Below are 18,045 nucleotides of genomic sequence, written 5' to 3' on the forward strand. Positions count from 1 at the left end.
CATGAAAGCGGCCATATTTGACTTCGACGGATTGCTGCTGGATACCGAAACGCCTTGGTACTACGCCTTTAAAGAAATTTACGAAGAGCACGGGCTCGATCTCCCTTTAACACTGTGGAGCAAAAATGTCGGAACCTCCTTTGATGAGTTCAACCCGTTCGACTATCTTGAAACTCATGCAGGGCGGCAGATCGACCGCGGGCTGATCGAGCAAAGGTCCGAACAAAAATACGCGGTGCATATGCAAAATGCGCAGCTTCGTCCGGGCGTCACTGAAATATTGCGCGAGGCGAAGGCGCGCGGGCTCAAAACAGCCGTCGCATCGAGCTCGACGCGAAAATGGGTGCAGGGCTACTTGCAGGAGTTCGGCCTGCTGCAATTTTTCGATGCGGTCGTCACTTCAGACGACGTCACACGCGTAAAGCCCGACCCCGAGCTGTATGTGACGGCACTGGCGAAGCTTGGTGCGGCAGCGGCCGAAGCCATTGCCTTCGAGGATTCGCCGAATGGCCTGAAAGCCGCCAATGCGGCGGGAATTCGTTGCATGATCGTGCCGAACGATGTGACGCGCGAACTGCTCTTCGACACTTGCGAGCAGCGGCTCGATTCGCTGTTGTCGTTTGATTTTACCGCGCTGTCCGGCAAGCGGCCGGATTCAGCATAAGTTCATTTGAAGCATGCGCTCCCGGTATTGCTGCGGGGTGCATGCTTCATATTTTTTGAATATGGCGCCGAAATAACTGGGGCTGTTAAAACCGACCGCCGCGGCTACTTCGTTGCAGGTCATTTTCGCTTTCGAGGCGAGAATTTCCTTGGCCTTCAGGAGGCGAAGTCTGGTCAGAAAATGAGTGGCGGTCATGCCATACCTCTTGCGAAACAGTCTGTTCAAATGCTGCTCGCTCGTTTCAATATACTCAGCCAGCTCAGACAGCGGCAAATTCTCGGAATATCTGTCATACATCAGCAGAACTGCGGTTTCGAGCTTGTTCTCCTTGTTCCCCCGCCGTTCGGGCTTAGGAAGAGAGCGGCTCTTCCATACTTTAACCAGCAACGTGTACAGCAGCGCGGAGTTCTCGAATTTCAGATCCTGCCATTGCGAATTCAGGTTCAGTATAATTTCATCAAACAGAATCTTGATGATCCCGTCTTGTAAAGGCAAGACGAATGCCTCTTCGAGCTGAAGCGTTTTCATGATGCCGGATAATTCAAATCCATTGAATGAGAACCATTTGCTCTGCCAGGAGTTTCGCAATGTTTCGATTCGCAGCGCAGTCCGCGGCGGGTAGAGCAGCAGCATGCCTTCCTCAAGCTGGATCGTTCGATCGGAAAGGATAATCTGCCCGGCTCCGCTTTCGCATTGGAGTAAAGTATAATCCGATCTATCGTTAATGGACGAAAGCTGTTCGACCACGCCTGTTCTCCCGCTGCCGGTGATGTATACAGGAAGGTGGGTCATTCCAAATACTGCTCTCCTTTCAGTTTCAAATGAAAGGTCTCTATATGATGATAATTATTACCTGTCTATGTTAATATTTCAATTGATTGTTTCGCACTGTAATTTGGATTTGCCCATTAACGACGATTTAAAGGAAATAATGGCGCAGATTACCATTACATCCGTTTCTTTCATCTTGATAGAATGTGAGACTCTATTCAAATGCGGAATTGGAGGGTGTATTGTTAGGGGGGACGTCAATGCGAAGGTCATCATGGAACTGAAAGCAATAAGGGATGATGTGGGGCGGAACATGCTCACCGCAAGCGGTCTATGGCTATTGCCGCCAAATAGACAAAACGGATTGAAAAGATGCTTTGTCGTTACCGGATCCCCATTCCGTAACAGAGTACTGGTTATAGTTCTGAAACCGCAATGCCGCCGGTGTCATCCCATTGCGATCCTGGAACAGACGGTAGAAGTGCTTCATGTCGTAAATCCCCACATCCTCTGCAATAGATTGAACGCTACGATCCGTTAATAAAAGAAGCCAGATGCTATTGACGATTCGTATATCTTGAAGCATTTTGATAAAGGAACGACCTGTGGCGATCTTGAACAAGCGCTGGAAATGTCGCGGACTCATAGCAACTGCATGACTGATCTCGCTAACTGACATGGGCCTTTTGTAATGAGAAGCCATATACTCCACAGCAATGTGTATAGGGTAATCCGCTTCACTGGATTTATTGAAATCCACAGTGCTGGTTGAGGAAGACAAAGAGGATAACAGATTGAGAAGCAACGCAAAAAGCTTTATTCTAACGTAAGGATTTTGCGAGTATTTCTCTCGATGCATGGTTTGAAGAAAGTATGCGATTTCCTCCGATACTTCCCGGAAAGCCAGCCAGGTTGCTCCTTTGTGAAGGTTGTTGAGTAAGGTGTAATCTTCCTTCCATTCATGTTGAACCAGTTCGGAAGGGACTATAAAGATTTCCGGCCTGTACATACAATTCCAGATACGCAAGGAACGCCGTCCTGTTAAATCACACGGTTGGAAGACATGCTGTATACCGGGAGGGATAAAGAAAAGGTCTCCTTTTGTAACCAACAGTTTTTCATTCTCAATATAGTGAATTCCATCACCTTCAGCTACATAAGCAATTTCAACAAAATCGTGCTGATGCCGCAATAGAAATGGTGTTTCTCTGCCGCAGGATGTTTGAATCGGGATATTCGATTTAAAGATGTAGCGGCTCTCCAGAATAGGATATTCCCCCATACGCAACCCCCTTTACCATTAAAACTAGTATAATCTATCTGCTTCTATTCATGTTTTTACTATAGCACAACGATGTCATTAATGCCCATATTTAAAAATTTATGTATATGATAAGTTACTCGCAAGTCCTAGGAAATGGAGGGAGATTCATAGCAAAAACAGCGGAAAATCTCATTCATGCAGCCGGGTCAGGAAAGACGCCGAGCGGGTTGTCAATCAGTCTGATCACTGCTATATTCATCGTGCTTTTCGCGATGGCAAGTCCTGTCTACTATCTGAATAAGTGGCATTTCAAAAGGCAAACTAGACGCAACCCGCTTTATACGAGCAAGTTGGTCCAGCTTCAAGTCCGCTATCCCATGATCTACGAGCTCGCTATGCTAGTGCAAAATTTTCCGATTCCTCGCAATGTTTACAAGGCTTTGCCGGAATTAAGGGGGGACGTCCTTCAAGTCGGCTGCGGGACTGGATTGTTGAACAAGTTCGCCCGATCGAATCGTTATGTTCGCTGGATCAACATGGACCCCAACCTGCGGGCGCTGAAGCTAGGCGTTAAATTGGGGCGGTTTGATTCCTATGTTCACGCTTATATTGACAAAACCGTACCACTGGAGGACAAGTGCTGCGATGTGATTATCTTTGCTCGCAGCTTTCATCACATTCGAAACCATAAGAAAGCGTTTCGGGAGTGCAGCCGATTGCTGCGTGATGATGGACGGATTATCATTGCCGATCCGGTTGTCCTTGTAACAAAATTCAGGTCGCAAGCGGAAAGGGGGTATATGGCCAATTCCTCAATCGACGGGGTGATTTGGCGGTTCAGTAGAGAGTCGCTTATTCGTCACTTAGAAGAAAACATGACCTCCGATCTGGAGATCGAATCGGTGACTGATTGCAGGCAGCTGCACATTACGAACTATAATTTGTTTGTTCCTCAAACGGATCTCATTGTAGTGCTAAGAAAAAAAGGAGGAATTTATGATGAACAGTAAAATTATTGAAATCATCGCCGAAATCAAGGAAGATCCGACACTGCTCCAAACCCTCAGCAACTCCTCCGACTTGATGATCGACGCAGCAATGGACTCCCTGCAAATTATTAGCTTTATTCTTCGCATTGAAGAAGAATTTGATGTTGAAGTTGATTTTGATACGTTTAACCTCGATCATCTGGAATCGATCTAAGCTTTCACTCATTATTTGGGTCAGTTGGAACGCGTATGATAATCTCGGTTCATTACGGTACCTTTAAGGCGGAAAGCTATTGTTAATGAGACAGGAGGGCACAAATGACGGAAGTAGTGACGATTCTCTGCTCCGGATTCGGGTTGGGCTTTTACATTCCCGGTCTGCTGATCGCACAGAAGCTGAAGCGTTTGGGACAAGTTACAGATGTAGAAGTGTTCGAAAACCTGCTTACGGAAGACAAAAAGCTGATGTCGGATGAGAGCCGAAAGGCTTACGCCGCGAACTTTGCCTTTGCTATCGCTTCGCAGAAAATTCCGGGGAATATTCGAAAGAGTCTCGATTCCAATAAAGTGGAAGCCCTGATTGTTCGGTGGTTGCGTGAGGGAAGGAAGCGATTCATCTGTCTATCTGGCCACTGGGTCCATATCCTTGATGAATTTCGTAAACTGGCAGGCGGCGACGTTGTGGCGGATTTGCTTTACGTCGATTCCGATTTATCGCCTTCCTGGAAGCAGCTGCGCAAGCAGATGCCAAATTATGCAGCATGTTATCGTGAGGTTGGTCTCTATGATCCAATCGGAAAGAAAACCAAATTCAGAATCGATGTTGACGTTACTGATCCGGTTCCTTTCCCTGAACGTAATGGACGACTCGTCGTTCACGGAGGAGGTTGGGGAATCGGCACGTTCCGCCAATCTATTCAAGAGCTGGAGCAAGCCGGATATTCGCTTGATGTAGTCGCGTATGGCCTTGATGATATCACCGTTGATACGGCGGGCAGACGGTATTTCATGAACGATCCGGATTGGCGAGCTTGGATAAGGGAAGAGGGAGGGTCGCATACGTTTCCGCCATTTGCACGCGTGGATCAACCCGGTAACATCGTTTATTCTCCCGGCCTGGATTATCACGGTTTGTACGGGGTCATTCGCAAGTCGACAGCAGTCATCAGTAAACCTGGAGCGGGTGCTCTTATTGACTCGCTAGCCTCGGCGACCCCGCTGGTATTGCTGGAGCCATTCGGTCAGCATGAGAAAGTAAACGCGGACATGTGGGAATCAGAGGGGTTCGGTATTCGGTATGAGCGCTGGAGAGAAGGTGGATATGAGATGAACGTCCTGCAGAAGCTGCAACACAATCTCGTAATCAAGAGAGCACAAATTCCTGATTACGCAACCTGTATGGCAAGCGGGATGACTTTGGTCGATGGGAGAGGATAGCATGCAAAGTTCTGTCATCACACCTTCTGTTTCAATGGATTTATCTTTACCGAAGTGGGTGTTTCTGCAGTTATTGGAAAGCTGTAATCTGCGCTGCAAAATGTGTTACGAATGGGGAGAAAACGGACCTTACAGGGAGAAAAAAATATTAAGGCAGCTCGATATCGAAGTGGTGAAGAATATCATCAACACCTGTAAGCCGGTTCAACCTTACTATGAGCTATACGGCGGCGAGCCGTTGCTTTATCCGCATATTGACGAAGTACTGGAGGCCATCCATGAAGCGGGAAGCAAGGTGCACATGCCGACGAACGGCACCTTGCTGGAGAAGTATGCCGAACTGTTGGTCGCCTGCCCGCCCGAGAGGGTATGGATTTCTCTGGACGGCCCTCCTGATATTAATGATGCGCAAAGAGGCAAAGGAGTCTTCCAGAAGGCGTTAAGAGGCATCGAGAAGCTGCAGCGTTTGAGGGAACGAGCGGGTTCGAAATATCCTCAGATCGGCATCAGCACGGTCATAACGCCTACAAATTACAAATATCTTGAATCGTTCTTCTTCGAATCGCTGGATATCAGCATGCTTGATTGTATGAGTCTCGAACTTCAAGCGTACATCACCGAGAAAGACCACCATGATTATGCAGGGGTATTGCGCAGAGAGTTTGGCGTGCAGGAAGCTCCGTTAGCCAAGGGTTTTGTCTGCGACCCGGCGATCTTTGCGGATGTTGATGCAGGCTTGATTGCCAGGCAGGTCAACCGAATCGCGGAATATTGTCAGGCGGAAGGCAAATACTTGAACACCTATCCTAAAGTGATGACTGAAGATAACATACGCAAATATTTCAGCGCCGACTGGTTTTCCATGACGAAAGTGAAGAAAAGATGTCCGTTCCCATGGATCAGCACGGAGATCAATGCCAGAGGCGACGTGACGTCGTGCCACGCCTACTATGATTTGACGCTGGGTAACGTTCATGAAACGGGTATCGATGAAATCTGGAGAGGAGAGAAGTATGCCCAGTACCGCAATTATTTGCGAAAGCATCTGCTGCCAATCTGCCAAGGCTGTTGCTTATTCTATAACGAAAAACCCATGATGGCTTAGCCCAACATGTTACGAGGAGGGATCGCGATGCAGCCGTCCAGCAAAGTTGCGATGGATCGCAAATCATTCGAAATTCTGAAACGAACGATTCGAAATGTGGTTGTTCCGCATCGCAAGAGAAAGATGGATTCCGGTTATAAAACAGTGATGCCGGAGGTTATTGCCGTTAAACTGACCAATCGCTGCAATCTCAGATGCAAGCACTGCTATCAATGGAACGACTCGGGATATCATCACGATATGGAACGCGATGAGCAGAATCTGGATATGGACGTCGATATATTTCGCAGCTTGCTGGAGGAAACCCGCGAGACCAAGTCGAGGCTGTATCTATGGGGTGGCGAACCTTTGTTTCATCGCAAGATTTCGGACATTCTTAAGCTTCTGGAGGAGGACCCCCGGGAAACAACCATATGTACCAACGCCTACCTGATCGATCAATACGAAGAAAGCTTATGCCGAATTTCGCCCAATCTCGAATTACTTATCGCGATTGAGGGCTTTGAGAAAGAGCACGATCTGCTTCGCGGAAAAGGATCGTTCAAAAAAGTAATGAATCAGATCGATCGTCTAATCGCTCTTCGTGAACAAGGTCTGTTTCATGGAAAAATCTCGGTTCACTCGGTGATCAACGACAGTATGATCGGAAGAATGTACGATTTGATGGCGTTCTTTGAGCAGAAGGGAATCGACCTTGTACTTCTCTGTTTCCCCTGGTACATTTCGCAGGAAACGACAAGCGAGATGGATATCTTTTTCCGGGATCACTTTAACTGGTTGAAGCAGCTTGAGGAGAACCGGCGAAGCAGCTGGCATGCTTTCAAATATCATATGAAGCCGGAGAACATAGGAAGATTAATGGATGATTTAAAACGGATCAACGATAGAATATGGCATACCCGCATCCGCTATCAGCCTGGACTCGACTTTGACGAGATCGAAGCGTTTATCGGCGGCGATGCCATGACTTCACGATGCGCCACGACTTGCTTGGCTCTCAGTACAAGAGCCGACATTATGCCTAACGGTAACGTGAGCGCCTGTAAATTTTTCTCGGAGTTCTCCGTCGGCAATCTGCATGAACAATCGCTTAATGATATCTGGAACTCAGAGGCCTATGATAAAATCAGGCGAACACTGGGAGAACAGCTATCCCCGGCTTGTTCCAAATGCAATGTGCTTTACTTGCATGGCTCTGCAGCATCGCTTGCACACATATGATCGGCATCCGTGAAAGGAGAACAAACGCAATGAAGACGGTTATTCTATGCGGAGGCTTGGGAACTCGATTTGCCGAGGAGACGAATAGCCGGCCCAAACCGATGATTGAAATTGGCGGTATACCGATTCTGTGCCACATTTTTCAGATTTATCGCTCTTTCGGATTCAATGATTTTATGTTGACTCTTGGTTATAGAGCCGACTATTTTCAAGCTTTCTTCGCCGACGGCGAGAAGAAGGCAAGGCATAGTCTAAATGAAGCGAAGATAGAACTGGTCGACACGGGAAGCGATACCATGACGGGTGGCCGTTTGGGAAGAGTAAGTCGCAGTATTGATAATCAGGCATTCATGGTCACATATGGCGACGGGTTGGGAAACATTGATATAAACGCTTTGTTGAGGTTTCATCAAAGTCATGGAAAACTTGCAACGGTGACGGCGGTTCGACCGAAAGCAAGATTTGGGATGATGCGGTGCGTAAACGGTGTTGTCACTTCTTTTCGTGAGAAAGTTCACGCGCAGGATGAATGGGTCAATGGCGGTTTTTTCGTGTTCGAACCGGAGGTCCTGAATTTCATCGATGGTGACGAGACAGAACTGGAGCGAGAAGTTCTTGAGAACTTAAGCGCGATGGGACAATTGATGGCTTACCGGCATGAGGGTTTCTGGGCCTGTATGGATACGATACATGACAAGCGCGAGCTTGAAAGGCTTTGGGAGAGAGGTGAGGCTCCATGGAAGGTATGAAAGGACTGCTATCCGAGCAACAGAAGCATGTACAAAGCCTACCTTGGGAAAATGAAGTGATCCGAGAAGATATGATCTATATGCTGAAAAAGTTCGGCAAGCCGGAAAGGTTTGCGAAAAAAACGATTGTCATTACCGGTGGCGGCGGATTTATCGGATATTATCTGACTTTGTTCTTGCTGTATCTATCAAATAATGCCGATCCGATTCATCAAATCTATATACTTGACAGCTTTACAAGAGGGAAGCCGAAATGGCTGCTCGATTTAGAGAATGGGGGATGGCCACCGTTAAAAGTCTGTGATTTTGATGTGACGAAAGATTCATTCGAGCCATACGTAAAGGAAGCGGATTTTCTCTTTCATTTGGCTTCCATTGCTTCTCCAACTCATTACCGGCGCTTCCCCCTGGAGACGCTGGAGGCGAATGTAATCGGACTCAAACGGCTGTTCGATGAGTGCCGTTCGGGAAATCCTGAAGGCATTTTATTTTTCTCCAGCAGTGAGGTGTACGGGAACCCCGATTCCAATGCCATCCCAACGCCGGAGACTTATAACGGCAATGTACCCACTACCGGACCCAGGGCTTGCTACGATGAATCCAAGCGGCTTGGCGAGACATTGTGCTATATCTACCATGAGCTGTACCGGCTGCCGATTCGGATCGTACGGCCTTTTAATAATTTCGGTCCCGGTCTGGATTTGAATGACCGACGAATCACTTCCGATTTTGCAAAAGCTATAGTTAAAGGTACGGATATTGAAATTTACTCAAGCGGTTTGCCGACACGTACTTATTTATATATTGCGGATGCGATAGTCGGATATTTGCTTGTATTGACTCATGACCGTTTTGATATTTTTAATATCGGTTCGGACGCACCGGAAATCAGCGTGTCGGATACGGCAGCTTTGTTTGCAGAATGCGCCCGCGAGCTAACCGGAAAAAGGACGTCGATCCTTTATTGCAGTCCGGAGGATTATAACTATTTGACCCATAATCCCGAGAGGCGTTGCCCGAATATTCAGAAAGCGAAACAACTGCTCGGATTTCAGCCGGAAATCGGGTTGAAAGAAGGGATTCGACGATATTTAACTTTTAACGGGGTGAAGGCATGAAAAAGCCTGCAGGTGTGGCGGTAATCGGTCTCGGATTTGTCGGATTAACCGCTGCGCTCGGATTTGCGGAAAAAGGCATGCGCGTTTGGGGATTTGATCAGGACGCCGCCAAACGTGCGTGCTATCGTTCAGGTCAGGTACCTTTTTACGAACCAGGTTTGGAAAAAGCGCTGCAACGTCAGCTTGATCAGAAATTTTTTGTGCAAGAAACGCTTAAGCAAGCAGTCAACCATGCCGAGTTGATATTTCTTTGTGTCGGAACTCCCGCCGATGAGAGCGGACAACTGAATCTATCAAGTCTCAATCGAGCACTACTTAATATTCTTCATTGCCTGCACAGGGACAAGTTTTATGGAATTGTCGTGAAATCAACCGTTCCTCCGGGCACAATGCGAGACTTATTGATTCCAACCATACATGCTGAAGGATTTGAGCTCGGGAAGCAGGTCGGTTTGGCGTACAATCCCGAGTTTCTAAGGGAGGGCAGTGCATGGAACGATTTCATGTTTCCTGATCGTATAGTGGCGGGTGAAGCCGACGATACAATCGGATCGTTGCTTGAAGAGGCATACAGGCCATTTAAAGCGTCCTATTGTCGCATTTCGCCAACAACTGCAGAATTTGTGAAGTTCGCTTCAAACACGCTGCTTGCCACCATGATCAGCTACGCAAATGAAGCGGCGATGATCGCGGAGCAAATTGGCGATATTGAGGTGCCTGCCGCATTTAACCTGCTTCATATGGATCGCAGGTGGTCCGGATTCCCGGCAGACATGAGCAAATACGTATACCCCGGCTGCGGATTCGGCGGATATTGTTTGCCTAAAGATACCATGGCCTTCAAGCGAGTAGCGGAAGAGTATGGATACAATCCCAAGCTGCTGAACGCTGTGATAGATATTAATCATGATATCATGGAGAGGTTCGTCGAACGGATTCTGGCCGGTATAGGCGATCGCGACAAGCAAATCGGTATTCTAGGTCTTGCCTTCAAGCCCGGAAGCGATGATGTTCGACATTCACCTTCGGCTCGCATGATTCAATTGCTTCTGTCTCATGGTTGTGTCAACATTGCCGCTTATGACCCCCTTGCCATGAAATCTTTTTCCGAACAGTATTCATTTCCTATTAGGATAATGGATTCATTGGAGGAGATCGCAATATCAAGCGATATTCTTGTCGTTGCAACAGCATGGGAAGAGTTTCGCGCCATCGATGACTTATTTCAAAAAGAACGTCTAATCGATGCGCGATATATGTTAGCGGGTCGCGGAAACTGTATAGAAGAGAAACAAGCGGTAAAATTCTCGTAAGGATGCGCGTAGTTATTACGGTTTGATTACCGCCGATCAATAAATGGCATATGGATTGAGAGAAAAAAAATTGATTAATCGTCTATTTGTAGTATAACATACAAATAGTCCCCTTTTATGGGGACTATTTGACATATCTATTATATGTGAATCATAATTAAGGCTGCAGGATGACATCAAACGACGACGATATACCATTAGGCGCTATAACTTTTACTCGGAAGCTTGAAATAGGGGTCCCACCATTGGAGCTATACTTAATAAATCCTCTCAGTGGATCAACGCTTACAGAATCAGGTGTTCCGGCAGCAGGAGAACCGTAGGTGATCCTGTCTATTGCGAACATAAGATTCAACAGATCATTGCCGTTCTGGCTTGTGCCGGTTGCGCCGGGATCTTGGACCAACCAATTGTCGGTCGGATTCCATTCTTCGTCCAGCGACCCAGGAGCGTGAAATGCTTTAACAGTATCAAAATATTGATCCGTAACGGTGATTTTGTTCACAAGTTTAGCATCCCATACATATAAGCCGGTGCTCAAATCCGATCTGGAAATATTGAATATTCTTGATTTATCGAGAACAATTGAAGACACTGCCGGCGCTTCGTTTTTAACTTGAATATCGAAAGCCGCTGTGCGTCCTTCACCTTTAGCATCTGTGAAAGATACGCGAATCGTGGCTTTTCCTTCTTTTAGACCGACCAAATACCAACGCCCGTTACTTGCTTTGGCGACTTGAGCCACAGAGGGGTTGCTCGATGCTCCGCTATTAATCGTCCACGTATTCGTTGAAACTTGTTGCGAATAATCCCCTTTATAAGCGATAATATTCAATTCTTTAGCGAATTGTAAGTAATGATTTAAAACATAAGTCGCATCGGTTACCGAATCTCCTAAATAATCTTTGGCGGCAAGAACCGTTGATAAATAATTATAAGGTAACGGAACAGGAATATAACCGAGATTCCCGCCCATGAAATCCGATGATAGCTTCGGATCAAAGGTTTCTTCGACAGAACTAAGAGAATTAATCTCTTGGTTGGTTCCCGATTTATACAATACGGCTTTAAAAGTAAAGCTGGATTCACCCGAATCTCCGGTATAGAGGCGGAACCCTTTATCGAAAACAGTATGAATGTCAAAATCATGATACACTTCGTTTGATACGGTTCCAATGGGTCCGAATGCAGCCCCCATACTTTGGGGAAACGCTTGAAACACATATTTCCGATTCTGATAGGAAGCATTTGCGCTTGCGTCTTTTTCGTTACTGGCTAAAAAAGTGCCGAATGCATTTCCGCTGTTAAATTTGAAAGACATCCGAACATAATAATTACTGGCGTCATCATACTTCATTTCACTGCCATATTGATCGTATACTTTTAGTTTGAGATCCGTCGCCCAGTAAGGCATTAAATATTTGTACGGCTGCGGTTGCGAAGAAAACTTGATGGAATCCGCACGGCGCTCATCGCCTATCGTGGTTGTGAACTGCGCTTTTACGTCAGGCTTGTCTTTCAAAAATACTGTAATGATAGCCGGGCCTTTCGAAACGACGGATTTAATAGCGATTTGGCCCCGATTGATTCCGCTTGTAGCAATTGAATTGGCAGCTTTCAACGGATTGTCATCAAGCAAGATGCCGCCGGTTCCAAGGATCATAAATTTATCGGCGTTATTGATGATATCATCTGCAGACAGAGGATTTCCCTGCCAGTCCTTAACGACAATCGGCACAAATAAATTGGCATCCGCGGTATCATCATTTCTTTCTTTATCGCCGACTGCCAGGCTATACTTATATTCTCCAAACTCAATCTTGGCAGGAACACTGGCGGTCTTAACATGGATCTGTTTTGAAACGGATTGACCGGAATAGTTCGCATAGACAGTGAGAGAAATATCTTTCTCTTTATCGGCGACTGAAGTAAGCTTGACATCCGGGGCATCATCGCCTACAACGTTGTCAACGAATGCATTCGAGTTATCATCACCCTTCTGCAGATCCGGATCTGCAATGACCACAGATACCCCTTGATATAAAATGTCTTTATCCGTTATTCGAAGACCGTATTGATCATACGCTTTGACTTCCAAATAGGCCGACGATTTTGCTGCGATGTTATCCAGCTTTACCCCGGACGCATTCTTGATCTCGCCAACCTCCACCTTGCTGGCCAGAGGCTGTAAACCTACCGTAAATGTTTTTGATAGTGTAATTCCGCTATTTCGATCCGATATGATGATTGAAATACCGTCATTTGTTTTAACGCCGGTGTTTTCGGTGATAGAGATAGCTTGTTCGCCTGATACTGTGGTAAAGTCAGCATTGTTTACGAAAATACTAAAACTGCTTGCAGGGATCGAAGCTTTTTTACCATACTGGTTTGTAGCTTTGAAATCGACTCGCGCTTTTTGACCTGAGGCGAGTAGAGGCAGGTGGTCGTCAGCCGACAAGAACTCGATTTTCGAGATGCGTTCCTCTGTCGTGTCTACTTTGGCAATACGGGTCGTTTCATCGATGTTCGGAAGCCCTCCCAAACGAATCGCCCACGAAGCGCTGTCGAAGTTTTGATCAAATAACAGTGTCGCGCCGGTTTTATCGTCGTTCCAGGTAACCTTGAAGCCGCTTTTTTGCTCAGTTCCATTTTTATAAACGGATAAGGTAACCGCGTCGGTGTCGGTAACAGCACCATTTAAGGATAGCGTTAAAGCGTTTGCATCCGTTGCTTGTAAGGATGTAATTCCATATGAGCCGACGAAAGCTTTCTTGAAATGTTTCGTTTCATATGCAGCGAGCACCAGATCTTTGCGGGTAGCTGCCGTTCCGCCTTCGAAACGGCCGTTGTCCTGATTCGTCATTAACTTTTCTTGTAAAGCTAAAGCCACATAACCTCTAGCCCAATCAGAGACGGTTGGGTCGTCTGCAAGACCGCTTGCCGACTCCGCCGCCTTCTCCTGCCCGAGGCCGCGAATCAGAAAAGCCGCCAATTGTTCTTTGGTAACAACACCTCCAGGGTTAAACTGACCCGGTGCATATCCCTGTGTAATGCCTGCTTTTACAATCGCTTCAATATACGGTAGTGCATACCCATTTGCAGGGTCGTCCTTCTGTACGTCCGTGAAGTTGGAGATGGATAATTTTGTATCCGCTTTCAATTTGAAAATGAAAGAAGCTACTTTAGCGAATTGAGCACGATTCATGTTCTCGGCGACGCCAAATTTTCCATTTTCTAATCCTTCAAAAATACCCTCAGCAATCATTTCCGAAAACTTTGCTTTGGTTGTCGGGTCTAATCCTTGGAGGTCGCTAAAGCTATCAGCCGCTGAGGTCTTATTTGTTTGAACATCTTCTGCTAGAACAGGCGAATAGGAAGCAAGCAGTAAGATAGAAGCGGCCAATCCGGAAAATTGCTGTTTAGATCGTTTCATTGTTCACTCTCCTGTAATGACTATTGTACTTTGTGTCCCCCCGTTACATGTTCAAAACAGCGTTACTCCTTTCCATAACGAATCGGTGAAGGCAACGAAAATGCGCGTGGTACAAAACAAAACGCATCTTCGTTTTCAATAAAATTATACAGAGCGAGAAGAGTGTCAGAAATAGTGCAAAACAAAGGTGGAATATCTCGATATTAACATTAGGCTTCATTCGCCATGAATTGAAAGAGGAGGATAAACGGAATCGCGGCGCCGTGACTTGCTGATAACGGGAGGAGGGGAGGTGCATAAAACGAGTTCTTAGCGATCCCTAGCTTGTCCGACCCATTCCTCCAGTTGACGGAACGTTGTTTGTTCCAAATCAATTGTCTGAAGCATGTGGGTCGTAAGCCGGATACGGGACTGCAGCTTATTGCCGGATAGGGCGATCTTGATCCATAGCAGTCGAGTTTTATCCCAGCGATCGGCTGTCAGCAGCATCTGATGAGCCAGATGGAGCAGTTGGGATTGGCCGCAAACATCATGCAGATGTAAGAGAAAAGCTGCATATCGTCTACGGTACAGCGGAAATTTCATCAAAATAAATTGATCCGGAAATGTTGAGCAGCTAGCGGGCAGGCCCTGTTCCTTATAGAGATTAGTAAACTCACATAAATCATAAAACGATTGCCGCAATCGCATCAGATCTTCCTCGTTGCATAACGATTCCTTGAGAATCGCAAACACATCTTGGGCTGAAGAAGAACGCGGGGTTAATTCGAATACAGCATAGCCACGGCAGATTTCCTGAAATAGATTCCAGGAGAAAGGTTCGCAATGCCCCTTATAAAACGCATCCATCAGGGTGAGTTCATTCTTCACGTTATCATAGCCAAGCACAAGGCAAGAATGAAGCACGTGCATTTGCCGATAGATCTCCGTCCACGGACAATGATAGGCATCGATTTCAACCAGCAGTGGCATGCCGGCGGCCAGTTGCCGCTTAATAAGATTCAGTAATTGGCGTTCGTCTTTTTCATCAGCGGGTCTGTTGAAAAATCGAACCCGAATGCCGTGATAGGCGGCTAAGTAATCAAGACTCGGCTTAGGAAATTCGACTCGTTCAAGGAGCGATGTTGTCGGAGCTTCCCGCCGCAGCGAAAAGCTCCAAACATTAGCGTACATACAATGGTTTCCGCGTCCCAGCCACTTGGCAACAGATGCGATTGCATCATCGATACAGCTTGGGAATTTATCCGTTTTCGGGACGCTCTTGACCGGCAGAATCACAAGCATACCAGGAATCCTCCTTTTTTGATTATCGGTCGCTTAAAGGAGGATCCTGGTCAAGCCAGTTCCATTCATTGTTTTCAATGAAGATTGCAGTGGAAAGCTCCGGAGGGAAGCCGGGATTCCGGAAACCAAACAGCATCGCGGCAAAGCCTTTGCACTTATCCGCTGTCGGATTGCTCAGAAGATCGCCTGCGAGTCGGATGAAGTTGTCCGGTTTTTCGGGCGCGTTTTCGACAGCCGTCATTAAAGACTTGTGGCATGGGAATAACATGCGATTGTGAGCAAGAATGATTCGGCCGCCAAACAGCACAAGATTGCTTGCAGAATGGGCGAGCAAGTAGGGGTTGCTCTTTTTTACCGCTTCATCGGCAAAGTAAAAGCCATACAAAAAGATTTGGGCAAAAAAGTCCTGGATATTTTTATCCCGATTAGCCTCTGGAAAAACCGGTATTTTGGCGAGAAGCGAATCCAGGTCCGGAATACGTGAAAACCATGCCCTGGATCCGATAAAAGAAGCCCGGGTCGGTTCGCTGCCGCGTTCGGCTGCCAGCTCCAGGAAGCGAAGATTGATTATTTTGCCGTCTATGTATCCGCCGGGATAATCGCATATTTCTTTCTCATGATTGATATACGAAAGGTTATAAGTCTTTTTTCGTTCGTCGTATGATTCATCGGTCACAACCAAGTAAACGTCAACGTCCGATGTTTCTTTCGCTTTTCCTTGCGCGACGGAACCCGCAGTAATTACGGCCAGTATCGTAGGATCCTGCCGCAGCGTATCAACCAGATTATTTAAAGCACGTTTATGATGCTCGTACATCGAAATTCCTCCCATTTCCTATGTTATGATTCTAAAGTAGCAAAAGGGTCGGCATTGCACTATGGTCAATTCTGCCATAAGCCAAGAGCTTCATGCTTCCATCAAAAAGGCTTGCTTTCCGGTATATGCCGCGAAAGCGAGCCTTTTTGCCGCTCTCCTTTACAAAAACTTTAATCCAATCGCCGAGCCGTCGCCATCGCCGCTTGTTAGAATAGAGTCAAGACGGTCGACGCTGGACACCCTTCCCTATACAACGATAAATGACGAGAAAGAAGGAAGACGGCAATGAAAGTGATGATTGCGGAAGACGAAGTTTTGGTGCGCCTAGGTTTAAAAAAATCGATTCCGTGGTCGACGCTTGGCATGGAACTTGTGTGCGAGGCGAAGGACGGCGCGGAAGCTTACGAATTGTTCAAGCTGCATCTGCCCGACATCGTGCTGGTCGACATCGAGCTCCCCAAGATGGATGGGCTGAAGTTTATCCGTCTTGCGAAAGCGCATCGGAGCGGCACCCATTTTATCGTGCTGACCTGCCATCAGGACATGAAATATATGCGCGAAGCGATCCAACTGCAGGTAAGCGATTTTATTTTAAAATCGACGCTGGATATGAAAGAGCTGTGCGATATATTGCAAAATATTGCTTTGAAGCAGGCGCGCGACGTGCCAAAGGAACAGGCGAAAACGCCGGAGGCCGCCATTTTGCCCGACGAAGCCTTCTACCGGAACTGGCTTGGCGGATCGCTGCGCGATTCAGCGCGCATCCGGCAGCAATTGGCGCGAACCGTCCCGGACGACGAATGTTTTATCGCTTGCGTCCTGCAGCTCGACGTCCGTTCGCACGTCCATATCCGGTTGTCGGAAGCGGATATTCGCGGCATGGGACAAAGGCTCGGGCGGCTGCTCGTTCAAGAGCATGGGGAGCACATGCTGGGCATTGTGGAAGAGACGCACTTGCACAGGTGGCATTTTATCGTGTCTGAACGGCTCACAGCTGCGGACATGATCGCGTGGATGGATGCAGTGAAGGCCAACACCGGCATCGTGTTTTCGGTTGGCCGGAGTGCGCCGTTCGTTCACCCGCACGAATGGCAAACGCACGATCGCCGGGCGGCCGAACTGCTGCAGCACCAATATTATGACCCGGAAGGGGAGGGGCGCCTGTATGAAGGGGCGATTTCCCTTGGCGAAGCGCTGCCCGAGCCGGTGTCTCATGCGAGAAGGGAGCTGTACGAAAGGATCGGTTCGCTGCAGTTTGCCGAAGCCAAGCTCAAGGTGTACGAGCTGAAGGAGGCGCTGCTCCTTGCCCACCGGCTGCATCCCCACATCGTCAAAAACATGTTTACGGAATTTTTGTTTCGTATGTGGTCTGCGTCTGAGGAGCTGGCAGCTGGAAAATCGATAGCCGATCATCGCCTGGTCGATCAAATGTATGCGACGCAGAAGCTCGATCAAACCGCCTCACTGCTGCTCGCCGATATGGAAAGAGCCGAACGCCAACTGGAGTTGACGAATTCGGTCGACGACAAAACGAAAATTATCGTGCTGATCAAGCAATATATTAAAAACCATTTGCAGCAGGAAATATCGCTTCAGGAGGTCGCCGAAACCTTCCATCTCAACAGTTCGTATTTAAGCCGGCTGTTCCGCGAAGTAAGCCAAATGAGCTTTACCGAATTCGTTTTGTTCGAAAAAACGGAGCTTGCCATTGTTATGATGCGTAACGGCAAAAGCTTGACGGAAATTTCCGAGAAGCTCGGCTATTTGAATTTAAGCTCGTTCACCCGCATGTTCAAGAAGGTGCGCGGCGCTTCGCCGTCGCTGTTCCTCGGCCGAACGGCGAAGCATGATAAATGAAAAGCGGCGAACGATCAAATCGG

Annotated in this window: 15 protein-coding genes; 10 read left to right on the top strand and 5 right to left on the bottom strand. The window is 47.3% G+C overall.

Going from position 1 to position 18,045, the window contains the following annotated elements; translation table 11 throughout:
* Position 1 precedes the first annotated feature (1 nt).
* Positions 2-664 carry an HAD family hydrolase gene (locus tag AC0LWT_RS09480; protein WP_474680978.1) on the top strand — a complete coding sequence of 221 codons (663 nt, stop codon included), beginning with the start codon at positions 2-4 and terminating at the stop codon, positions 662-664.
* Here the strand turns inward: AC0LWT_RS09480 and AC0LWT_RS09485 are convergent.
* Both AC0LWT_RS09485 and AC0LWT_RS09490 read right to left on the bottom strand, forming a co-directional pair.
* Positions 656-1,456 (bottom strand): helix-turn-helix domain-containing protein, encoded by an 801-nt coding sequence (locus AC0LWT_RS09485; RefSeq protein WP_474680979.1) that lies wholly within the window; start codon positions 1,454-1,456, stop codon positions 656-658. The two genes, AC0LWT_RS09480 and AC0LWT_RS09485, sit on opposite strands and share 9 nt — an antisense overlap.
* A 316-nt stretch (positions 1,457-1,772) precedes the next feature.
* Entirely contained in the window at positions 1,773-2,717 is a 945-nt protein-coding gene (locus tag AC0LWT_RS09490; protein WP_474680980.1) for a helix-turn-helix domain-containing protein, read from the bottom strand.
* A gap of 383 nt (positions 2,718-3,100) precedes the next feature.
* Between AC0LWT_RS09490 and AC0LWT_RS09495 the strand changes: the two genes are divergently transcribed.
* From AC0LWT_RS09495 to AC0LWT_RS09530, 8 genes are all read left to right on the top strand, one after another.
* The gene (locus AC0LWT_RS09495) at positions 3,101-3,709 is read left to right on the top strand and encodes a class I SAM-dependent methyltransferase (RefSeq protein WP_474680981.1); all 609 of its coding nucleotides are present in this window, start codon (positions 3,101-3,103) and stop codon (positions 3,707-3,709) included.
* The gene (locus tag AC0LWT_RS09500) at positions 3,696-3,902 is read left to right on the top strand and encodes a phosphopantetheine-binding protein (RefSeq protein ID WP_474680982.1); all 207 of its coding nucleotides are present in this window, start codon (positions 3,696-3,698) and stop codon (positions 3,900-3,902) included. Before AC0LWT_RS09495 ends, AC0LWT_RS09500 begins: the two co-directional genes overlap by 14 nt.
* 104 nt (positions 3,903-4,006) lie before the next feature.
* Positions 4,007-5,125 carry a UDP-glucuronosyltransferase gene (locus tag AC0LWT_RS09505; RefSeq protein WP_474680983.1) on the top strand — a complete coding sequence of 373 codons (1,119 nt, stop codon included), beginning with the start codon at positions 4,007-4,009 and terminating at the stop codon, positions 5,123-5,125.
* Position 5,126: 1 nt separating this feature from the next.
* Complete coding sequence (locus AC0LWT_RS09510) at positions 5,127-6,230, top strand: radical SAM/SPASM domain-containing protein (protein WP_474680984.1); 1,104 nt, start codon at positions 5,127-5,129, stop codon at positions 6,228-6,230.
* 27 nt (positions 6,231-6,257) lie between these two features.
* On the top strand, positions 6,258-7,451 hold the full coding sequence (locus AC0LWT_RS09515) for a radical SAM protein (RefSeq protein ID WP_474680985.1): 1,194 nt from the start codon (positions 6,258-6,260) through the stop codon (positions 7,449-7,451).
* Positions 7,452-7,480: 29 nt separating this feature from the next.
* Positions 7,481-8,200, top strand: coding sequence for a sugar phosphate nucleotidyltransferase (locus AC0LWT_RS09520; RefSeq protein ID WP_474680986.1), 720 nt, complete (start codon positions 7,481-7,483; stop codon positions 8,198-8,200).
* Positions 8,188-9,318 (top strand): NAD-dependent epimerase/dehydratase family protein, encoded by a 1,131-nt coding sequence (locus AC0LWT_RS09525; protein ID WP_474680987.1) that lies wholly within the window; start codon positions 8,188-8,190, stop codon positions 9,316-9,318. Before AC0LWT_RS09520 ends, AC0LWT_RS09525 begins: the two co-directional genes overlap by 13 nt.
* Complete coding sequence (locus AC0LWT_RS09530) at positions 9,315-10,631, top strand: UDP-glucose dehydrogenase family protein (protein WP_474680988.1); 1,317 nt, start codon at positions 9,315-9,317, stop codon at positions 10,629-10,631. Before AC0LWT_RS09525 ends, AC0LWT_RS09530 begins: the two co-directional genes overlap by 4 nt.
* A 157-nt stretch (positions 10,632-10,788) precedes the next feature.
* Here the strand turns inward: AC0LWT_RS09530 and AC0LWT_RS09535 are convergent, their stop codons facing one another.
* The 3 genes from AC0LWT_RS09535 to AC0LWT_RS09545 all read right to left on the bottom strand — a co-directional run bounded on the left by AC0LWT_RS09535 (position 10,789) and on the right by AC0LWT_RS09545 (position 16,165).
* Complete coding sequence (locus AC0LWT_RS09535; protein WP_474680989.1) at positions 10,789-14,064, bottom strand: S-layer homology domain-containing protein; 3,276 nt, start codon at positions 14,062-14,064, stop codon at positions 10,789-10,791.
* A gap of 309 nt (positions 14,065-14,373) precedes the next feature.
* Entirely contained in the window at positions 14,374-15,348 is a 975-nt protein-coding gene (locus tag AC0LWT_RS09540; protein WP_474680990.1) for a hypothetical protein, read from the bottom strand.
* A gap of 22 nt (positions 15,349-15,370) precedes the next feature.
* Positions 15,371-16,165: a nucleotidyltransferase domain-containing protein gene (locus AC0LWT_RS09545; RefSeq protein ID WP_474680991.1), complete on the bottom strand. Its 795-nt coding sequence runs from the start codon at positions 16,163-16,165 to the stop codon at positions 15,371-15,373.
* A gap of 285 nt (positions 16,166-16,450) precedes the next feature.
* Between AC0LWT_RS09545 and AC0LWT_RS09550 the strand changes: the two genes are divergently transcribed.
* The gene (locus AC0LWT_RS09550; RefSeq protein ID WP_474680992.1) at positions 16,451-18,022 is read left to right on the top strand and encodes a response regulator transcription factor; all 1,572 of its coding nucleotides are present in this window, start codon (positions 16,451-16,453) and stop codon (positions 18,020-18,022) included.
* The last annotated feature ends 23 nt before the right edge of the window (positions 18,023-18,045 follow it).

The organism is Paenibacillus sp. sgz302164, from assembly GCF_056120505.1.